Here is an 18,034-nt window from a genome sequence, read left to right on the forward strand (position 1 = left end):
ACTTCCACTGGCGCAATCCTCTGTTCGCGACTCCCGATTCGGGTTCCGGGAGCATTCGCCTGCCGGAATCGTCATCCGGGGCGTCGGGCGGCCGGTCGTCGGCTGCGCAGCAGCTCTGTTTCACGACCCGACCGGTCGGGCGAACCTTTTCGAAGGGGGCGGGAAACCGGTCATGAAACGGGGCCGCCGGAACCTTTTCACGCATCGCAACTCGGCGACGGCACAATGCACAGAACCCCGGGTCTCGAAGTGAGAGCCGGGGTTCTGACGCGATTGCGAAGCCGCTGGCGGAAGAGCCCGACTTATTTTCGCAGCAATGTTTCGAGTTCCGGCAGTTTGCCTTCAGTCTTAGGCTCGAAGCGGGGCAGATACATTTTGGTTTCTGCGTAAGCCCCCTGATCGAAACCTGCGTAAATGGCCCCGAAGACCGGGCCGGTGGCGTAGGGAGCACGAATGTCGAAGCCCATCGCGACCGCCGCGCTCCGCTGCCGTTCGACCATCGTCCAGTTGTACGGACGGAAGTAGTAGTAGCCGTGATACATCGGCTGATACGGGTAGTGGGGATACATGTCGCCAGTGCTGTCGAGCCGGCAGCAGCAGCGTTTATGGCAGATGGAATCGTTGCAGCAGCCCGCGCCGCACCAGGCGTCATCGTACGTGTCGAAGCAGCTCAGGTCGCAATCGGCGTCCGAAAAGCCATATTCGCCCGCATTGCTGCAGACCGGCGACTCGCCGATCAGTGCCGGCGTCCCCGGCACATCGGACGGCGGCGCCGGCGGAATCTCCTGGGCCAGACCAGGCGCAGCCGTCAGGCTGAATGCCAGCATCATCATCGCTGAGAATCTCATCCCCATATCCCCCATCCGGTGGTGTTCGCCGGCACTGCATCCGGCTGGCAGGTTTGACCCGGACGGCTCCATCAAGCCGTCCGCCTGCGCCGTTCGGATGAAACGCACCTCAGCACGCCAACGCGTGCCCCTTCACTGTGAAAATCGGTTAGAACAAACTGAAACATTCAGTCAATCCCGAATCGTGAAACGACCGATAGTTTCCTGGCAGCCATGTGCGGACCGGCCGTCGACGCGTCAGCGGAGTGCCCGGTCCAGCCGATATTCGCAGGGGCCGAGGTCGGCTGCTCCAGGGAAGGGGATTGTCATGTCGGGTGCTCGATTCGGGCGGTCGGGACGGAGGCTGGCGGCTTGTACGACGCTGGCGGGACTGATTTTCTCGGGGACCGTCCCCGATCTCTCGGCACAACCGCCGGCTCAAGTCTCGACGGTGGGAACCGTCGAGAAAGTCACCGATCTCGTCGACGAGGTCCTCTCGTCCGAAGTCGAACTGAAGGTGATGAAGCGGCGCTCGAAAATCCTGCGGCTGAAGCAGGACGTCTATCGCGCCGCGGTCGCCGATCCGTCTCTCGTGGAATTCGTCGCCTATGGCGCGAAGGAAGTCGAGGTCATCGGCAAAGAAGTCGGCAGCACGACCGTGACCCTCTGGATCGGCGATGAGAATCAGCCCCGGCTCCTGAGCGTCCTCGTGAACGTCGTCAAAGACGAAGGGGTCGACGACACCCGTCGCCTGGAATACGGCGAACTCCAGGAAATGATCAACGAGCTGTTTCCCAACAGCAAAGTGCAGCTCTTCCCGGTCGCCGACAAGGTGATCGTCCGCGGCCAGGCTCGCGACGAGCAGGAAGCGGTGCAGATCATGTCGATCATCCGCCGGAACGCGGATCAGCAGCAGAACAACGCCTTCAACGGCGGCGTCGGACAGGGGGCCTGGACGGCCCAGGGCGACGCCGCTCAGCCGTTCCCGGACGCCTCGAAGCTGCCGGACGCCACCGTCGTCAACATGCTGCGAATTCCGGGCGAGAAGCAGGTGCTGCTGAAGGTCCGGATCGCGGAACTCAAGCGATCCGCCATTCGCAAGCTCGGGTCCAACTTCGCGTTCAATATCGACGACATCGCGCTGGCGTCGACGCTCACCACGGGGGGGAACATCCTCGCCAGCGGCGTCTTCGACAACAGCAGCTTTAATCTTGTTCTGTCGGCTCTCTCGTCCAACGGGACTGCGAAAATTCTCGCGGAACCGAACCTGGTGACGCTCAGCGGGCAGCCCGCGAACTTCATCGCGGGCGGTGAATTCGCCGTCCCGACCGTCGTCGGCGTCGGCGGCGCCCAGGCGGCGACGACGACCTTCAAAGGCTACGGAACGCAGCTCGCGTTCACCCCGACCGTCCTCGACAAGGATCGGATCCGGATTCACGTCGCCCCCACGTTCAGCACGCTGAACAAGGAGAATACGGTCGGCGGCGTGTTCGGCCTCGATACGCGATCGGTCTCGACCACCGTCGACCTTCGCGAGGGGCAGGTCCTCGCCATCGCCGGACTCCTCCAGGAACAGCAGCGCGGCAGCGTGGATCGTATCCCGCTGTTCGGCAGCATCCCGATTCTGAACGCCATCACAGCGAACCGGACGACGTCGAAGGACGAAACCGAACTCATCGTTCTGGTCAGTCCCGAACTCGTGCACGCCATGGAGCCGGAAGACGCGCCGTCGATCCTGCCGGGGATGGAGGTCACCGATCCGGATGACCTGGAGTTCTTCATCTTCGGCCATATCGAAGGCCGGCAGGAAGTGCACCACCGCAGCACGGTGTGGGCGCAGTATCGCGACAATCTCAAGCACTGCCGCAAGGCGAGCAAGTCGAGCGACTGCTACTACATCAACGGACCGCACGGCTTTTCAGAATAGCGGCGGGCAGCCCGGGGGGGCTGGATTGTATTCCACTCGGAATTCTCAACCGGACGCGACTCCAGACGGCGCGGACCGATTTCCAAAGGGGGGCTTGACTCATGCACCGTTCACACAAGCTGGCTGCCGTCGTGGCCGCCTCCGCCGTGGTGGGCGGTCTGACCACGGGTTGCTGCAACTTCCGGCAGAACTACTGCGCTCAGCTCGGAGACTACTCTCCGAAGCCGCTGGGGACGATCAGCGACCCGATCTGGCAGACTCACGAAACGAACGCGGAAGCCTCGGACTTCGTGGTTCACGAACACGAATTCATCGGCAACTCCTCGAAGCTGAATAAAGCGGGCGAAGAGCACGTCAAGCAGATTGCGGCCCGCGCGGCCGAAGTTCCCTTCCCGATCCTCGTCGAACCGAGTTCGATGTCGGTTCAGGAAGGGACGCGGCACCGGTTCCCGATTCACAACGATCCGGAGCTCGACCTGCAGCGGCGCGGCCTGATCGTGCAGGCCCTGGTGACTCTGGGCGTGCCGGACGCGGAAAGCCGCGTGCTCGTCTCTCCGGCCCTCACTCCGGGCTTCGAAGAATTCGAAGGCGAGCGGGCCTACAACACCGGTTTCAGCACGTGGGGCGGTTTCGGAAACGGCTTCGGCGGCTTCGGCGGCATGGGCATGGGTGGCGGCGGCTTCTACTAGCCGCTCCGAGCCAGTTGCGACCCGCGGGAAGCGTTCCCCGTGCGTGGGGCCGCGCAACTGGAGAGACATCGGCAGGTTTCTCAGTACCAGCGGACTCAGAAGTCATCGGTCTCGGGCGCCGCAGCAGATCACCCGCCCTGGCGGGGATCTGGCTTGAGGGGATTGCGGTCGCACCATCCAGGGAAGGAACTGTCATGATGGGGATCAATCGCGCCGCCTGCGGTGCGTTCCTGGCGCTCTCGCCCTTGCTGGCGATCGGCTGCTCCGGGACCGGACAACGTCCCGTGGCGGCCGTGAAATCGCCGCAGGCCGCCGATCAGCGGCTGCAGATGGCCCGCCAGTCCGAACGGGACGGCGACCTGCAGAAAGCGGAGAAACTCTATCTGCAGCTTCAGCAGGAGTCTCCCCGGAACGGCGAATACGCTCACAGGCTGGGCATCATCTATACTCGGAACGGCGCGCACCTGCAGGCCGCCGAGCAGTTTGAAACTGCGCTCCGGGCCTCGCCGCAGGATGCCAGAATCCTCAGCGACGCCGGCTATGCCGAATATCTGCGGGGCGATCTGACCGCCGCCGCCCGGCATCTCGAACAGGCGATGGCGCAGCAGAAGGACAACAAGCGGGCCGTCAACAATCTGGCCCTCGTCTACGGTCACCAGGGACGGTTCGACGAGTCGCTGGCCCTGTTCCGGCGATTCAGCCCGGAGCCCGCCGCCCTGGCCAGCCTGGCCAATATCCATCGCCAGCGCGGCGAGGACGACCTGGCCCTCGCATGCTTCGAAGAAATCCTCGAACTTGACCCGGCCAACGCCGCGGCCTCAGCGGCGATCGCCAGCCTGGCTCCCAGACTGCCGGACGTGCAGACCACCGCCGCCGTCGAGAAGGCTCCGATTCAGTTCATCCCGGACGAAAGCTCGCCGTCGCCCGCCGAAGAGTTTGTCCAGGCGGACACGCAGGAACCGGCGGTTAACGAGCTGTCGTTCCCGACGATTCCCCAAGAGCCTCAGCAGGAAACCGTCTTCGTCGAAGCTCCCGCGGCCGTCGAAGCCCCGGCGGTCATTGCCGAGTCGATGCCTGCCGAGGAGTTCGAAGCGCCGCTGCCCGTGACCGAAGCTCCGACGGCTGTCGCCGCGGCGCCCGCGGACGATGCCTTCGAACTGCCCGTGATTCAGCCCGGCAATCCGGACTTTGCCGTGCAGCCCGAGGCCGCGCAGGTCACGATCGAATCCGGCTGGCAGATCGAATCCAACGAAGTCCAGACTCGCGTTCTGGCCCCGACGGCCGTCCCGGCGACCGCCGCCACGACGCCGGACGAAGACTTCTTTGAAGTTCCGGAACCGGTTGCGGCCGAGGTCGCTGCGACTCCTGAGACGAAGCTGCCGACCGAACGCGTTCCGACCCCGGCGATCCCCGCCGCCACGGTTCTGGGAATGGGCGGATACTGCCCAGTCAGCCTGCGGAACCACCGGGAGATCCTGGAAGGCGCCGAGGCCTGGGAAGCGGAATACAACGGAGTGACCTATCGCTTCGCGACACCCGACGCGCTGGCCGAATTCCACGTCGATCCGGAATCCTACATTCCGGTGGCGGGCGGGCTGGATGTGGTCGCAGTTCGCGAAGGTCGAGACGTCACTTCCGGCTCTCTGGAACATGCGACCTGGTTCCGGGATCGCCTCTACCTGTTCGCCTCCGCAGACACGCTGGCGGCCTTCAAGAACAACGCCCGCCAGTTCGCTGACGGCTACTGATCGCTGTCGAGAAACACGCCGGTCCGGGGCCGACCCAGATCCCGGACCGGAATCGCCGATCGACATCCGCAGTCGACCCGGCCGCGAAAACCTCCCCCCGCAGGAGGTTTTCGTCGTTTTCACGGCGCTGCTCACGAGCGTTAACAGACTGTCCAAATTCTTGAACGCCCGGCGAACTCGCGTTCCGCGCATCTGCTGCCACCGGAGCGTCTCCGAATCTCCTCGACGTCGGAACGTGACTTGCCCAGTTCGAACCGCTGGCGTTGGCGATTGGCGTCGATGCCAGTGGGAGTGCTGGAAGTGAACGTCTTGCGTTTCGGAATACGGGCCTGCCTCGCGTTGGTCATTGCCGGCTGTGGCGGACAGCCGCCGCAGGTCGTTGAGGCCCGGCGTGTCGACCTCGGCGACGCCCAGGCCGCTCCCGCGGGCGCTCCGTCCTCGAACGATACCGATCCGGGTACGCCTCCCGACGATGCCGTTCCGCCCCCGAAATCGGGCGTCATCGGCGCCCTCCGCGAGCTGGTCAAGTCGTCGTCGGTCTTTGAAGAAGCGGGGCAATCGCAGGGCCTCGACGAGATGCTCACCGAGGCCGATGAACTGCTCGACCGCGTCCGGGCCGAGAACCGCGACGCGCTGCGCCAGGTCAATCGGCAGGTCCGTCTGGGCCCCTCCGTCAACATACTCCTGATCACCGTCAGCCAGCTCGACGCCGCAGATCTGGCCGACAGCCCGTCGACGCCGAACCTGCAGCAACTTGTCCGCCGCGGCGCGACTTTCCCGAATTACTACGCGGGAAGTTCGACACCTGCAGTCGCCTGGTGGTCCCTCCTGACCGGACAGACCAGCGGTCGCTGGGCGGGACGCGAAACCGACCTGCTGCTGCAGAAGGACGATCACACGCTCGGGTCCGCCCTCTGGCAGGCCGGCTACACGACGCTCTTCAACGGCCACTGGCGGATGCCCTCCGACCAGGTCGTCGATCTGCCGTTGTCGCACGGCTACGATCAGTGGTTCGGCCCGGCCGTCCCGTCGGGGCGACTTCCCGCGAGCCCGGAACTCGTCTGGAGCAACACCGGCCGACTCCGGGTCAAGCCCCGCCCGGCCGACGAGCCGCCCCATGCCTGGTTGCCATTGCTGGCCGATGACGCCGTCCGCAGCCTGCCTCCGCGCGAGCGACGCCCCTGGTTCCTGCACTGCGCCTGGCCGCTGCGCGCGTCCAACTCAGCCGATGAACGTCGGGCGGCCGTAGCAGAGCTGGATACCGCGATCGGCCGGCTGCTCGCCCGGCTGGACGAGGCGCAACTCACGGGAAATACGGTGATCCTGCTGGCCGGTGAATCGAGCCCTCAGGCCGGCGACGGCAGTCTCACGGAAGACGCCCTCCGCAGCGTGCTGGTGGTGGTTCCCCCGGGTGCGTCGCCCAAGTCGTCCGTCTGCGACGATCCCGTGGCCGCCTGGGATCTGCTGCCGACCCTGCTCGACATCGGTCGAGCACAACGCAAGCCCCGCCCCCTGGACGGCGTCTCATTGTGGCCGGCGCTGGGCGGCGTGGAATTGCCGGCCGACCGCGTGCTCTACTGGAAGCGACCGGGGGCCAGCGGCGAACAGGTTGTTCGGATGGGACCCTGGCGCGCGGCTGTTGCGGCGAACTCGAAGCAGGTCCGCCTCTACAATCTGCAGACCGACCCCGAGTCGCAGACCGACGTCGCCGGGCAGCATCCGGAGGTCCTGGCCAAAGTCATTCGCCAGCCGGCCGCCCCAGCCCAATAGAGAGAATTCGCGAAGGGACTCGGCAGACGCGGCCGGCGGGCTACAATACTTCGTGACCAATTTCCGGTCCCGGAGTGCCCGCTGATGCCCGGTTTCGAGTATTCCCGCTGGGACGGTTCGCAGTCCTTTTCGCCGCAATCCGCCGACGAACTGTTCGACAAGCTCTCCGAGTACCTCTACCAGTACGGCGGCGAACTGCTCGATAACCTTAATGACTGGGAGCAGGAGCACCCCGACGTCATCGACATGCTCGTCAAGCAGGGCTACGTCGAAAAAGACAGCGAGGGGAAATACCGCATCACCCCCCGCGGCATCCGCCGGACCGAGACCAAAGCCCTCGAACAGCTCTTCGACGTGCGCGGCCGGGGATCGCTGGGCCGGCACGACACCGACTTCCGCGGGGCGGGGCAGATCCAGCACGAGGACAGCCGCCCCTACCAGTACGGCGATCCCGTCTCCAACCTCAACCTGCACGAGACGCTGCGCAACGCGATCCAGCGACAATCGGGCGGCCCGCCGATCCGGATCACCGAAGACGACCTCGTCGTCCACGAAACCGAGTATCAGACGGCCTGCGCGACGGTCGTGCTGCTCGATATGTCCGGCAGCATGACTCGCTACGGAAAATACGGAGCCGCTAAGAAAGTCGCGATGGGCCTGCAGGCCCTCGTCCGCGACAAGTACCGCGGCGACTCGATTGAAGTCATCGGCTTCTACTCATACGCCTCCCCCGTCAACGAGCGCGAGCTGCTCCTTTCCGCGCCGAAGCCGGTCAGCATCTTCGATTCCCGCGTCCGGTTGCGGATTAATCTCGACCAGCCGAAAGGCTTCGTGCCACAGCACTTCACGAACATCCACGCGGGTCTGCAGCTCGCCCGCCGGACGTTGCAGCGCAAGTCGACGCAGAACCGACAGATTATCGTGATCACCGACGGCGAACCGACTGCCCACATGGAAGGCCGCGATCTGCTGCTGATCTATCCCCCCTGCGAACAGACCGCGCGCGTGACCCTGGCCGAGGCCAAACGCTGCGCCGCCGAGGGGATCCATATCTCAAGCTTCGCCCTGATCGAAGACTACTTCTACCTGGACCTCGTCAATTTCGTGCAGCAGATGGCCCGCGTCACCGGCGGCGTCGCCGCCTACTGCAACGCGGATGACCTGGGGGGCATCGTGGTGGAGAGCTTTGTGGGGGGGCGGCGGCGGAGAAGAAGTGGCTAGTGGCTAGTGGCTAGTGAGGAGGGAAGAGGGAAGAGAAACGCGTCCTTGCTCGTGGGCTCTGACTGGGGGTGGCTGCGTGGCGACGTTCGGCGTCGTTTCTCAACGCTCAACACTGAACGCTCAACCCTCAACGTCTCCTCACGACTTCGGCTTCCGCTGCGCCCGGATGAACCGGTACAGCTCTTCTGCGGCAGGCTGCCATTCCCCCGCGACGCCGCGGGCGGCGATCCGGTCGATCGCCTGATAGCCGGCGTCCGACAATCGCCGTTCCTGATTCAGCACGCTGAACCGTTTCCGGCAGTCCTCCACCAGCTCGATCTTCCGGGAATTGAGGGCCGTGAACATCGCATCCAGCTCTTTGAAGACCGCTTCATCCTCCAGCACCTGCGGCGTCCCGCTGCAGCCGGCGAAGAGCCCGACCAGGACCAGCAACGCGATTCGCCGCAACTTAGAGGACACGATTCAACCTTTCTCCGCTGATGCTGCGGACAGCGCGCCGGGCGCAATGCTTCAAGCCGATGGAACCTGATATCGGTGCGGCTGGGGTCGGCCGCTCAGGGCCGCCCCCAGCGAGTCGGCGAGAAACTGGGGGCTCGAAGACTCGTCCCCAGCCACCCAACCGACCAACAAATTGCTCCGGACATTCCGCGGGCAGTCCGCTTAGAACTCGCTCACCACTTCGCTGCCGTTGCGCGTGCTCAGCGCGACCCACGCGAAGACGTCCATGAATTGCGACACGAACCGGACCGACCCGTCCCCCAGCAGAATGTGGGCGCCTCCGACGTGATCGGCGTGCATCTGGTCGGTATGCCCGAACGGATTGTTCGGCGCGTGAATGATGACCTGCGGATGGTCGTGCGTGTCCGGCCCGCTGTGCGCCCCCACCAGGCACCCGGCACTGTTGCACTCGGACGGCCAGCCCGGCTTCGGACAGGTCGCCGCGTAAGGCACCGTTCCGAACCAGGTTTTATTGCTCAGCGATGACGTGTGCTCACCCAGGAAGATGGTGCTCGACAACCCGTCAATCACATCGGCCACGCGAATCTTCGAGTTCCGGTAGAACGGCCCGTCCTGCGTCGCCGACTTCCCCGTCGCCGGGATCGGCTCGGACTGCGAAAAGTCGTTGGAATAGGCCGGGGCCCGACCCCACGGCTGATGAATCCCCGCGTTGGTCACGTAGTGCGCGTGAGCGAACCGGAACTGCGGCGAGAACGGAACCGGACTGGCCGGCGCAGCCGAGCTGCCGCTGGTCCAGCGTTCCACCACGAATCCGTCGCTGCCGCCGACGGCCGAGGGGCACAGAAACGCCGCCAGCTTCGTCTGGGCGGCGGCACTGAAGGCAGGGGACCAGCAGGGCTGCGTGAAGTCCAGACTGTTGTAAAGGGGCGCCTGATCGATGTAGGGCAGGAGCAGCGTTCCCCAGCCGAACCCCGACGGTCCGTTCGCGTTGTCGTCGGGATAGGTCACGCCGAACGCGGTCCCGGCCGTCCCGATTGCGCCGATGTACGCCGGGGGAAAGATGTTGTGGGCATCGTGGTAGTTGTGCAGCCCCAGTCCGAGCTGTTTCAGATTGTTCTTGCACTGGGTTCGCCGGGCGGCTTCGCGGGCCTGCTGGACGGCCGGGAGGAGCAGTGCGACCAGGACGCCGATGATCGCGATGACCACCAGCAGCTCGATCAGCGTGAATCCAGCGGGTTTTCGGTGGTTTCTCATTCTACAAACCGTTGTTTCGAGTGATTTCCAGGATGGTTTTGACTGCTCAAAACATTTTTGGCAGTGTAGCAAACAATTCCGGGCCTGCAAGAGCCGACTGCGCGGTTCCCCTCGGGAATTTGCCCCGGCCGCCCCCGAACCCGTCCCTGTTCAGCGGTGTCCCTTCCTGACTGCCTCCGACCGAAACCTCGCGGATCCCGATTCATCACCATGTCCGAAATGAACCTGCAGCGCGGCCTGGAAGACCTCCGGTTCATCCTCGAACATGCCGCGAAGATCCTGGGCGAGCCGGTTCGCCCCTGCTCGCTCTACTGGGAGCTGTCCAACGCGGTGCAGCAGCGCTGTCGCTTCACGCGCACGCTCGGCATCGACGGCCTTCCCCCGATCTACACCTTCAACTCAGGGGCCATCGGCCGGACGGTCGACTGCGGCCTCCAGGAAGTCGAAGTCCGCACCGACAACGGCATCATTCCCGCGCTTCGGCTTTCCAATCCTTTCGACGGCACCTGCGGCGACACGTTCAACCAGGTCTGGCTGATCCCCGCGCGCGACTATGCCCGATTCTATCGCTTCGCCCGCCGGCTTGGCGAAACGACTCTGCAGACCGTCTCGCCCATTATGGATCCCGACGAGCAGAAGCGGCTCTGGGACCACACGATCGGTTTCCTCGAAACGGGCGAAGCCGCCCTCAAGCGGTTCGGCATCGCCGTCAAACGGGGCGTGCTCCTGATGGGCGATCCCGGCAACGGCAAAACGATGGCCTGCCGCTGGCTGCAGGCCGAGGCTGCGAGCCGGGGTTACGAATGGCGGAACGTGACCGTCGAGAACTTCGAAGCGCATCGCACGCACGGCTCGGCCAGCACTTTGTTCGACCTCAGCAGCCCCGGCTTCGTGATGTTCGACGACTTCGACGCCGGTCTCCGTCACCGCGACCAGACTGGCGGTACGTCGCCGGAACACAGCCTGTTCCTCGCCGAGCTGGACGGCCTCAAAGTCCGGCACGGCGTCGTGTTTCTGTTCACCTCCAATGCCCGCCTGAGCGAGCTCGATCCCGCCTTCCGACGTCCCGGCCGGATCGACCAGGTGATCCACTTTCCGCAGCCCGACGCCCAGCTCCGCCGTCGTCTGCTGGTCGAAGCCTGGCCCCGCGAGATCACCGCCGAGATCCCGCTGGACGAGGTCGTCGCGGCGACCGGCGGCTGCTCGTTCGCCGAGATCGACGAGTTGAAGAAGCTCCTGGTTCTGCGGTATCTCGAAACGGATGCCTGGGACTGGCCGTGGGTCTGGCAGGAATTCCGGAACCGTCTGGACGAAGCCCGCCACGCGCGTCCGCTCGGTTTCCACGCCGTCGCGTAGGGCCGGGCGCGCGGGGAAATGTCGGGAGGCGTCGAGAGACGAGAGTCTAGAGTCGAGAGCCAGAAGGGGGCGAGCGGGCGGGCGGGGCAGGAGTGTCTTCGCGATGCCCCGGTCTGGCTCAGATCACTTGGCACTGGCTTCCGACTGCCGCCGCTGGACCAGTCGGTCCCAGACTTTCCGCCACCATGATCTCTGCACGCTCCGCAGCCAGGTCTGCGCCTCAACCCATTCGGCCGGCGACAGTTCGGCCATCCAGTTAAGGCTGCCGCAGCGCGGGCAGCAGACGTCCCGCGCCAGGACGGACGGCTCGACAATCACCGTCCGCTGACAGGTCCGGCACAACAGGGGCTGACCTTCGGGGGTGCAGGTGGCGGGCATGATCGGGGCTCTGGGAGGAGAAATCGAGAGGCCTGCTCCGGGAACGGCGGCCGGGGGGGAACGGATCACGGAGCGAAAACGACGACGGCGCCCGCGCGCACGGCGAGCGCTGGCGACGTGGGGAGCGCGCTTCGAGAGAGGATTCGAAATTCCGTCAGAAGACTCCGGCGAGGCAGCGGGTTGAGGGCTGCTTCGCCGGAGTCGGTGCTGACGGTCCGTGCCGGCCGGCGTGAGGCCCGGCTGGCGAATAATTAACCGTTCAGGCGTCCGGACTTGCGTCCGGGGGGATGAATGAACTCGGCGCCGAGGCTGTGCGCACAAAGGGTGCGCGCCCCGGATTCTCCGTGGGGAGAATCCGCCTGTGGGCCCTGACCGGGCCCGGGTGAAGAGGTCGCTCCGGACGCGTGCGGCGAACCGCCAGCGGGTGCACTCCCTTGACCCCTTCAATAATAGGGGTTTTGTTGCGCGGAATTCACATAAGGGGGGAGTGATGAGTGGCTGGTGGCTAGTGAGGAGGAAGGCGAGGTGGGGGGGATCGGCGGGGTGGCCCCAAATGCTGGAAGAAACTTGTCCGGTTGACGTCGGATCTGCATGGTCATGGAAGGGCCACAATCACTGATCCGATTCCGCGTCCTTTTCAAGCCATGCCCGGGCTTGCTGGAGAACTTCTTCGCCGCGAATCCAGTCGCGGTCTCCCATGCCAGTGCAGAAGCCTTTGTGCTCGATTGGCTGCTCGGAAATCCAGGAGAACGCACGCCGGCAAAGATCGACTCCGAACGCAGGTACGGCCCCGTCCTTTGCAGCCTGAATTCCATTGACGCCCCAGAATAGAACGATCAAGTGTCCCGTCCATTTCGTCGGGGCCTGCTGTGCTTCTTCGAAAATCGCTTCCGCGAGCTCCCGAATCCATTCATGACCGCTGGAAGCGAGCCCGGTGATATGCGCGATGGAAGTTCCCGCAATGGAGACTACTCCAGCCAGAGCACTCCACTCCTCTGTCGGCCGCAGATAGTCGATTGGACGTAGCCTTTCGGAACGCAGCGCGTCGGCAACCGTGGCCTGCACGTGCTTGAGCAGGTCCTCTCGGGCTTTAGCTGAAACCAGCTGATCCTGTCCGATATCTCCTTTCGCCCATCGGTCGAGGAGGCAAGTCATTACGGCCCAGTCGCAACGGGCATTCTCGATCGACGTCCGCATAATCCACTCGTAAATCTTCGATTCGTCGCCTTCGGTAAGTGACCGCAATCTCCGTCGAACGATTGCCAACGCCTCGAAACGTCTTGACTCGGCCGACGAAGATTTCAACTCGTTGATGACGTCGTCGGCCAACTCAAGAGCAGCAGTGACCGGCCAGCCGTCGGTTAGTCGCTTCCATCGGCTGGCAGTACCTTCGTCGCCAACCAGTGCCGCTGCAAGTTCTCGTCTCAAATTCGGATCGATTTGGCTGTCCTTGTTGAGACGCAGTAGCTCTTGATCGCGGACGGGATTCGGGCCGAGGTCGCGATTGCGGATTCGCCGCCAGTATTCGTCACCGAAGTCGTGGGACAGCACGCTCTGCGGTCTAATCGCCACGACCGCGTCCCCTTCGCAGTAGTACTCCGGCCTTGATCGAACCTTCTCGCCTTTCTCATCCATCTCCGGATAGATTCCGATTCCCATAAGTGTCCGAACAAGGGACCACGCGGCCGGCTTAGAGGCTTCGTCTATCGCGACTCGCCTCCAAGCCTTGCGAATCATTTCGCTCCACGCTCGACTATCATGACTTGTGTGCCTCCCTCGAGGCTCTTTGGCCCGAAACTGGTCGACGTACCAGAATGCCGGTCGAGCGAAGAGACGGAGCGCGTTCGCGATTACCAAATCGTCAAAGTCGATCTCTCCCGCCAGACGGTCCCAGTCTGCGTTGGTTTCTCGTAGGAGTAGATTCCATGCTCGCGGGGTTCTTACTAATTCCTGCAATGCATCGAGCGTGTCGTCAAGAGTCATTCTAAATGCGCGATGAGCGGCCAATTCGACTTCGTTCGGGACACGTAGCGTAGGAAGACGCTCTCCGTCGCGGCAGTCGATCACGCCCGTCTGCTCAAAGACCTTCTTCTCGAAGAGCGCGATGTCGTCTTGCAAGGCACTCGCCGTCAGCGTGGGTACGGTTTCGACAAAGTCGAACAGCTTCTGCGCATCGCGGACGAAATCATTTTCGGGTGAGCCCGCTACGATCACGCTGATGTGATCGGCGTCGCGCAGGTGATGTATGAGCGCCCACACGGGCTGCAGAGAGCGGTCATCTAGCCCGGTTCGATCGAGATCTTCAATTTCCACGACCAACCTGAGATTCAGTTGCCGGATGAGCCGATTCAAGTCGCTGATCATGCGGTCTGGCGACTGGCCAAACTGCGGAACGAGCAGCTGTACGAATTCGAACAATTGCGAGAGCCACCCAGAGTCGCGAAAGATCGCTCGCCCGTACTTAGCAGGGAGCCGTTTGAACGCGGTGACATCAACACGGGTCCCCAACTCTTCTACCGCCCGTTCGAGGATGAAGTGGATTACGTCTTCTGAAGTTGGGAAATCCCAGCAGCTCAGTCTGCAGATGACTAGGTTGTCCTCGCCCACAGTGCGAGATCGCGCCATCGCGAGGATAGACGATTTTCCGCTGCCGTACGGTCCATCGAGAAACAGTGTGAAGTCTGAATCACTGCTTAGATGTGCGGCAACACGATCAACAATCGGCTTGAAGCCGAATCGGTCATCCGCGTCGCGCTCAACTGGTGCGTCAGAGTCCCACCATGTTTCATTGAGGCTTGGATGACCGCTCGGTTGTCGCGATGTTCTGGAGGGTAGCGACTGCGCGCGAAAAGTCCGGACCATCAGAACGACGGCGATAGACATAGCGAACATTCCAACGACGAGTGCCAAATCCGTCCACAGAAGGTCGGCAATGCGGTCCGAAGCCTTGCTGTCGGGCTCCAAGAGAACAAATGTCCCAAAGGCAACCAGGAGCGCGACCCAGACTGATGGATATCGCAAGTTGTTGCGAAGCCACTCGATTCCTCCAATCGGGGCGTTCTGCAGAGAAATGAAGCTGATTAGTAGCGACATTGCCAAAGCGATGGCGTACTGACAATGAGGCTGCAGCTTTTCAATGAATTGCAACGCCGGTCCGAACGGCAGGCTCGGATGTAATCGCCAAGCTGCGTGAGCGATGATGCCTGCACCAACTCCCGTAATAAGCATGCAGATCCAACGCCGAAGTACGTCAGCTTCGCTCATCGGGTGCAACCACGCTAATGCCCCCGTGAGAAGTTTTCGGATCCAATGCCTAATTACGCGGCTCATTACTTCCCTCTTTGGAGTCGAGTTGATTGGTGAGAGTGTATACGATGGACGCCGGTATTTGGATCGCGCGCGGCAGGAAAAGCTGGGATCTGCTATGACCATACGGCGACTTTGTTTCCGGGCCTTTGAGCAGTTCCTGTTGGTCGCTCTGCTCTTTTGTGCCACTCCTGCTCCCGCCCAGGACCCCCTCCTTGATCTCTCCCTCGCCCCACCCTCGATCAACACCGCCCCTGGGCCCGAATATGATGACCGGGTTCGCGTTGGCAATATGATTATCGGGATCGAGCGGACTCCCGGCGGGCGGCTGTGGGCGTGCTGGGTTGGCAATGGGGACAGCCCCAATGGGTTCTTCATGCTGGCTACCAGCGACGACGGCGGCGCGACGTGGTCGAAGCCGCGCGTGGTCATCGATCCGACCGATCCGCCGGGCGCTCCCCAGCGGCGGTCGCTTGTCGGCAATCTCTGGACCGATCCCAAGGGGTGCCTCTGGTGCTTCTTCGATCAGAGCCTGGGCTACTTCGACGGGCGGGCCGGGGACTGGTTCATCCGCTGCGACAACCCCGACGCCGTCGAGCCGACCTGGACCGAGCCGGTCCGCTTCGCCGACGGCTGCACGCTCAACAAGCCGACGGTGCTGAGCAACGGCGACTGGCTGCTGCCGGTCTCTCTCTGGACCCGCGACCGCATCGGCCCCGCTTTGCTCAAGGACGCTCACCGCGACCTCGACGGCATCCGCATGGCGAACGTTTTTGCCTCGACCGATGAAGGGCAGACCTGGACCCGTCGGGGCGGCGTCGCCTTCCCTGGCACCGACTTTGACGAACACATGCTCGTCGAACTCAAGGACGGCCGATTATGGATGCTGGCCCGGACGAAGGGGGGGATCAGCGAAGCGTTCTCCGCCGACTGTGGCGTGACGTGGGAGACGCCACGGCCTGCTTCGATCCAGAACGTCAGTGCGCGGTTCTTCCTGCGCCGGCTGGCATCGGGGAATCTGCTGCTGGTCAAGAACGGCCCGCTCGACGTCCGGCTTCCTCGCCGGTCGAGTCTCACGGCGTTTCTGTCGAAGGACGACGGCAAAACGTGGCCGCATCAGCTTCTGCTGGACGATCGGGCGGAGGTCTCCTATCCCGACGGCATTCAGGCACCCGACGGCACGATCCACATTCTGTACGACTGGAACCGGCACACCGACGCCGAGATTCTGCTGGCAAAGTTCCGCGAAGAGGACCTTGTCGCCGGCCGGTTCAACTCGCGCGGCGCGAAGCCTCGGATGCTCGTCAACAAGGCGTATGCACCCAAGCTACCGCGGGAAATTGTCCCAGATCCAAAGTGGACCGCTCAGGCGGCGGCCGATGCTACGCAGGACCGGACGGCGATTCCGTATGACGGCGTCTCGCCGAACAAAATGGTCTGCGACACGACGCTTCGCGAGCTTCCCGATGGGTCGTGGGGGCTGTTTCTGCTCGCCGGGGATGACTTTGAACCCTCGCCGAAGAATTACACCGGCATCACTCGCAGTTTCGATCAAGGAAAGACCTGGTCCAAGCTCGAACCGATGGAGACGGGGCTACCGCGCTCGGGGTTGACGACCGGGCAGTGCGTGACCGAGGTGATGGTGCGTGACGGCCGCTGCACGGCGTTTCTGTCGACGCACTCGGAGACGTGGGGGCGGGACTGGAAGACCTGGGTTCTGCACAGCGACGACAATTGCCGGACGTGGTCGCAGCCGGTTCCCGCGCCCGGGCGACTGGCGAACTTCACGTTTCTGCGCAATCACATTGTGACTCGCGACGGGCGGATCTTGGTGCCGTTCCAGCACTACGTTGGCCCGCCCGAGGGAACTCCGCCCCCGCCGGCGGAGGAGAAACCGTGGCACGGTGCGCTGCGGCATTACGTCAGCAATCCCCGCAACGGCGTGCTGATCAGCAGCGATGGCGGGAAGACCTGGAGCGAACACGGGGACGTCCGTTTGACTCCCAACGAGCGCTATCACGGCTGGGCCGAGAACAACATTGTCGAATTGAGCGACGGCCGGATTGCGATGATCATCCGAGCTGACGGCCTGGGGGGCGTGCTGTTTTATGCCGAGTCGAAAGACGGCGGAAAGACCTGGCCGGAGTATGCCCGCGTGACGAAGGTCCCCAATCCCGGCAGCAAGGCGACCCTCTACCCGCTGGGTGGCGACCGGGTGGCGATGCTGCACAATCCAAACTCAAAGCATCGCAGCCCGCTGGCGTTGTGGGTGAGTTTTGACGGGATGAAGACTTGGCCGTATCAGCGGGTGCTGGCGCCGGAGTCGGTGGATGGACCGAAGGGGCGGCTGAATTATCCGGACGGCTTTGTCAGCCGGGACGGGAAGTTTCTGCACTTTGCCTTCGACGATAATCGGCATCGGGCGGTGTATTACGGGGCGAAGTTGCCGGAGAGGTAGGGGCGGCGGTGGGGGTCGTTTTCGTCACGTGTATTTCGTCTGGGAAACCCGATGTCAGTCACGGACGAAGCAGAGCGATGATCGCATCGACAATCTTGCGGAGAGCAGCTTCGTCAAGCGTGGCGACGGATCGCCCGATCAACGACGCGTTCGCCGTAAAGAGTTTACCGGGACGGGCGAAACTGGAGACCTGCATAGCCCCGTGGGAAAAATCGCTGGTAACCAGAGGTATGGCTTCGGGATCACCGTAAGGATTGCTGGTGACCTGGCACAGGATCCAGTCGCCTCGTCCAGCGTCCGCCAGTCGGATTGCCGGACGAACTTTCGTGGCCGACAGGTCCGAAAACGGAAATGGAACGAGGACTATTTCTCCGGCTGCAGATACGCCCATGCGGCGTCCTCCTCGGGCCGGTTCCAGTCTTCCGCCAGGGCGGCCTCGCTGAAGAGAGCGGTTTCTGACGACATGGGCGCTGGCTCCTCGTCCAGGATCATGACCAGTGCACGACGTGCGCCGGACAGCGGAACCGGTTCGAGCAGCCGCACCACGCCTTCGCTGTCAATCACCCCTTCGACGGTTCGAATCATCGGAGCCTTTCTCAGGAAATTGGATGTTGGTCATCGTACAACGTCATGACCGCTTT

At 63.4% G+C, this 18,034-nt stretch carries 14 protein-coding genes; 7 read left to right on the top strand and 7 right to left on the bottom strand.

What is annotated here, in order from left to right:
• Positions 1–302: 302 nt before the first annotated feature.
• Complete coding sequence (locus SH412_RS21640; protein ID WP_336520108.1) at positions 303–848, bottom strand: hypothetical protein; 546 nt, start codon at positions 846–848, stop codon at positions 303–305.
• A 307-nt stretch (positions 849–1,155) separates the two neighbouring features.
• Between SH412_RS21640 and SH412_RS21645 the strand changes: the two genes are divergently transcribed.
• The 5 genes from SH412_RS21645 (at position 1,156) to SH412_RS21665 (ending at position 8,182) form a co-directional block, all read left to right on the top strand.
• The gene (locus SH412_RS21645; RefSeq protein ID WP_336520109.1) at positions 1,156–2,754 is read left to right on the top strand and encodes a type II and III secretion system protein family protein; all 1,599 of its coding nucleotides are present in this window, start codon (positions 1,156–1,158) and stop codon (positions 2,752–2,754) included.
• A gap of 101 nt (positions 2,755–2,855) precedes the next feature.
• Positions 2,856–3,443, top strand: a complete 588-nt coding sequence (locus SH412_RS21650; RefSeq protein WP_336520110.1) for a hypothetical protein — start codon at positions 2,856–2,858, stop codon at positions 3,441–3,443.
• A gap of 194 nt (positions 3,444–3,637) precedes the next feature.
• Positions 3,638–5,191, top strand: a complete 1,554-nt coding sequence (locus tag SH412_RS21655) for a tetratricopeptide repeat protein (RefSeq protein ID WP_336520111.1) — start codon at positions 3,638–3,640, stop codon at positions 5,189–5,191.
• A 300-nt stretch (positions 5,192–5,491) separates the two neighbouring features.
• Positions 5,492–6,961 carry a sulfatase family protein gene (locus SH412_RS21660; protein WP_336520112.1) on the top strand — a complete coding sequence of 490 codons (1,470 nt, stop codon included), beginning with the start codon at positions 5,492–5,494 and terminating at the stop codon, positions 6,959–6,961.
• 84 nt (positions 6,962–7,045) lie between these two features.
• Complete coding sequence (locus SH412_RS21665) at positions 7,046–8,182, top strand: VWA domain-containing protein (protein WP_336520113.1); 1,137 nt, start codon at positions 7,046–7,048, stop codon at positions 8,180–8,182.
• 138 nt (positions 8,183–8,320) lie between these two features.
• Here the strand turns inward: SH412_RS21665 and SH412_RS21670 are convergent, their stop codons facing one another.
• Together SH412_RS21670 and SH412_RS21675 are read right to left on the bottom strand one after the other, a co-directional pair.
• A complete protein-coding gene (locus tag SH412_RS21670; RefSeq protein WP_336520114.1) occupies positions 8,321–8,641 on the bottom strand; it encodes a hypothetical protein in 321 nt (106 codons plus the stop codon).
• Positions 8,642–8,842: 201 nt separating this feature from the next.
• Entirely contained in the window at positions 8,843–9,895 is a 1,053-nt protein-coding gene (locus SH412_RS21675; protein WP_336520115.1) for a DUF1559 family PulG-like putative transporter, read from the bottom strand.
• A gap of 210 nt (positions 9,896–10,105) precedes the next feature.
• Here SH412_RS21675 and SH412_RS21680 point away from each other — a divergent pair, with 210 nt between their 5' ends.
• Positions 10,106–11,251, top strand: a complete 1,146-nt coding sequence (locus SH412_RS21680) for an AAA family ATPase (RefSeq protein WP_336520116.1) — start codon at positions 10,106–10,108, stop codon at positions 11,249–11,251.
• 123 nt (positions 11,252–11,374) lie between these two features.
• Here SH412_RS21680 and SH412_RS21685 read toward each other — a convergent pair whose 3' ends face one another.
• Entirely contained in the window at positions 11,375–11,629 is a 255-nt protein-coding gene (locus SH412_RS21685; RefSeq protein ID WP_336520117.1) for a hypothetical protein, read from the bottom strand.
• A gap of 612 nt (positions 11,630–12,241) precedes the next feature.
• A complete protein-coding gene (locus tag SH412_RS21690; protein WP_336520118.1) occupies positions 12,242–14,893 on the bottom strand; it encodes a P-loop NTPase fold protein in 2,652 nt (883 codons plus the stop codon).
• A gap of 334 nt (positions 14,894–15,227) precedes the next feature.
• On the opposite strand from SH412_RS21690, the gene SH412_RS21695 reads away from it, so the two are divergent.
• Positions 15,228–17,393, top strand: a complete 2,166-nt coding sequence (locus tag SH412_RS21695; RefSeq protein ID WP_336520119.1) for a sialidase family protein — start codon at positions 15,228–15,230, stop codon at positions 17,391–17,393.
• Between the two features lie 58 nt (positions 17,394–17,451).
• Here the strand turns inward: SH412_RS21695 and SH412_RS21700 are convergent, their stop codons facing one another.
• The gene (locus tag SH412_RS21700) at positions 17,452–17,784 is read right to left on the bottom strand and encodes a type II toxin-antitoxin system PemK/MazF family toxin (RefSeq protein ID WP_336520120.1); all 333 of its coding nucleotides are present in this window, start codon (positions 17,782–17,784) and stop codon (positions 17,452–17,454) included.
• The gene (locus tag SH412_RS21705) at positions 17,757–17,978 is read right to left on the bottom strand and encodes a hypothetical protein (RefSeq protein ID WP_336520121.1); all 222 of its coding nucleotides are present in this window, start codon (positions 17,976–17,978) and stop codon (positions 17,757–17,759) included. Before SH412_RS21705 ends, SH412_RS21700 begins: the two co-directional genes overlap by 28 nt.
• Positions 17,979–18,034 lie beyond the last annotated feature (56 nt).

The sequence above is a fragment of the Planctellipticum variicoloris genome, assembly GCF_030622045.1.
Lineage (GTDB): Bacteria > Planctomycetota > Planctomycetia > Planctomycetales > Planctomycetaceae > Planctellipticum > Planctellipticum variicoloris.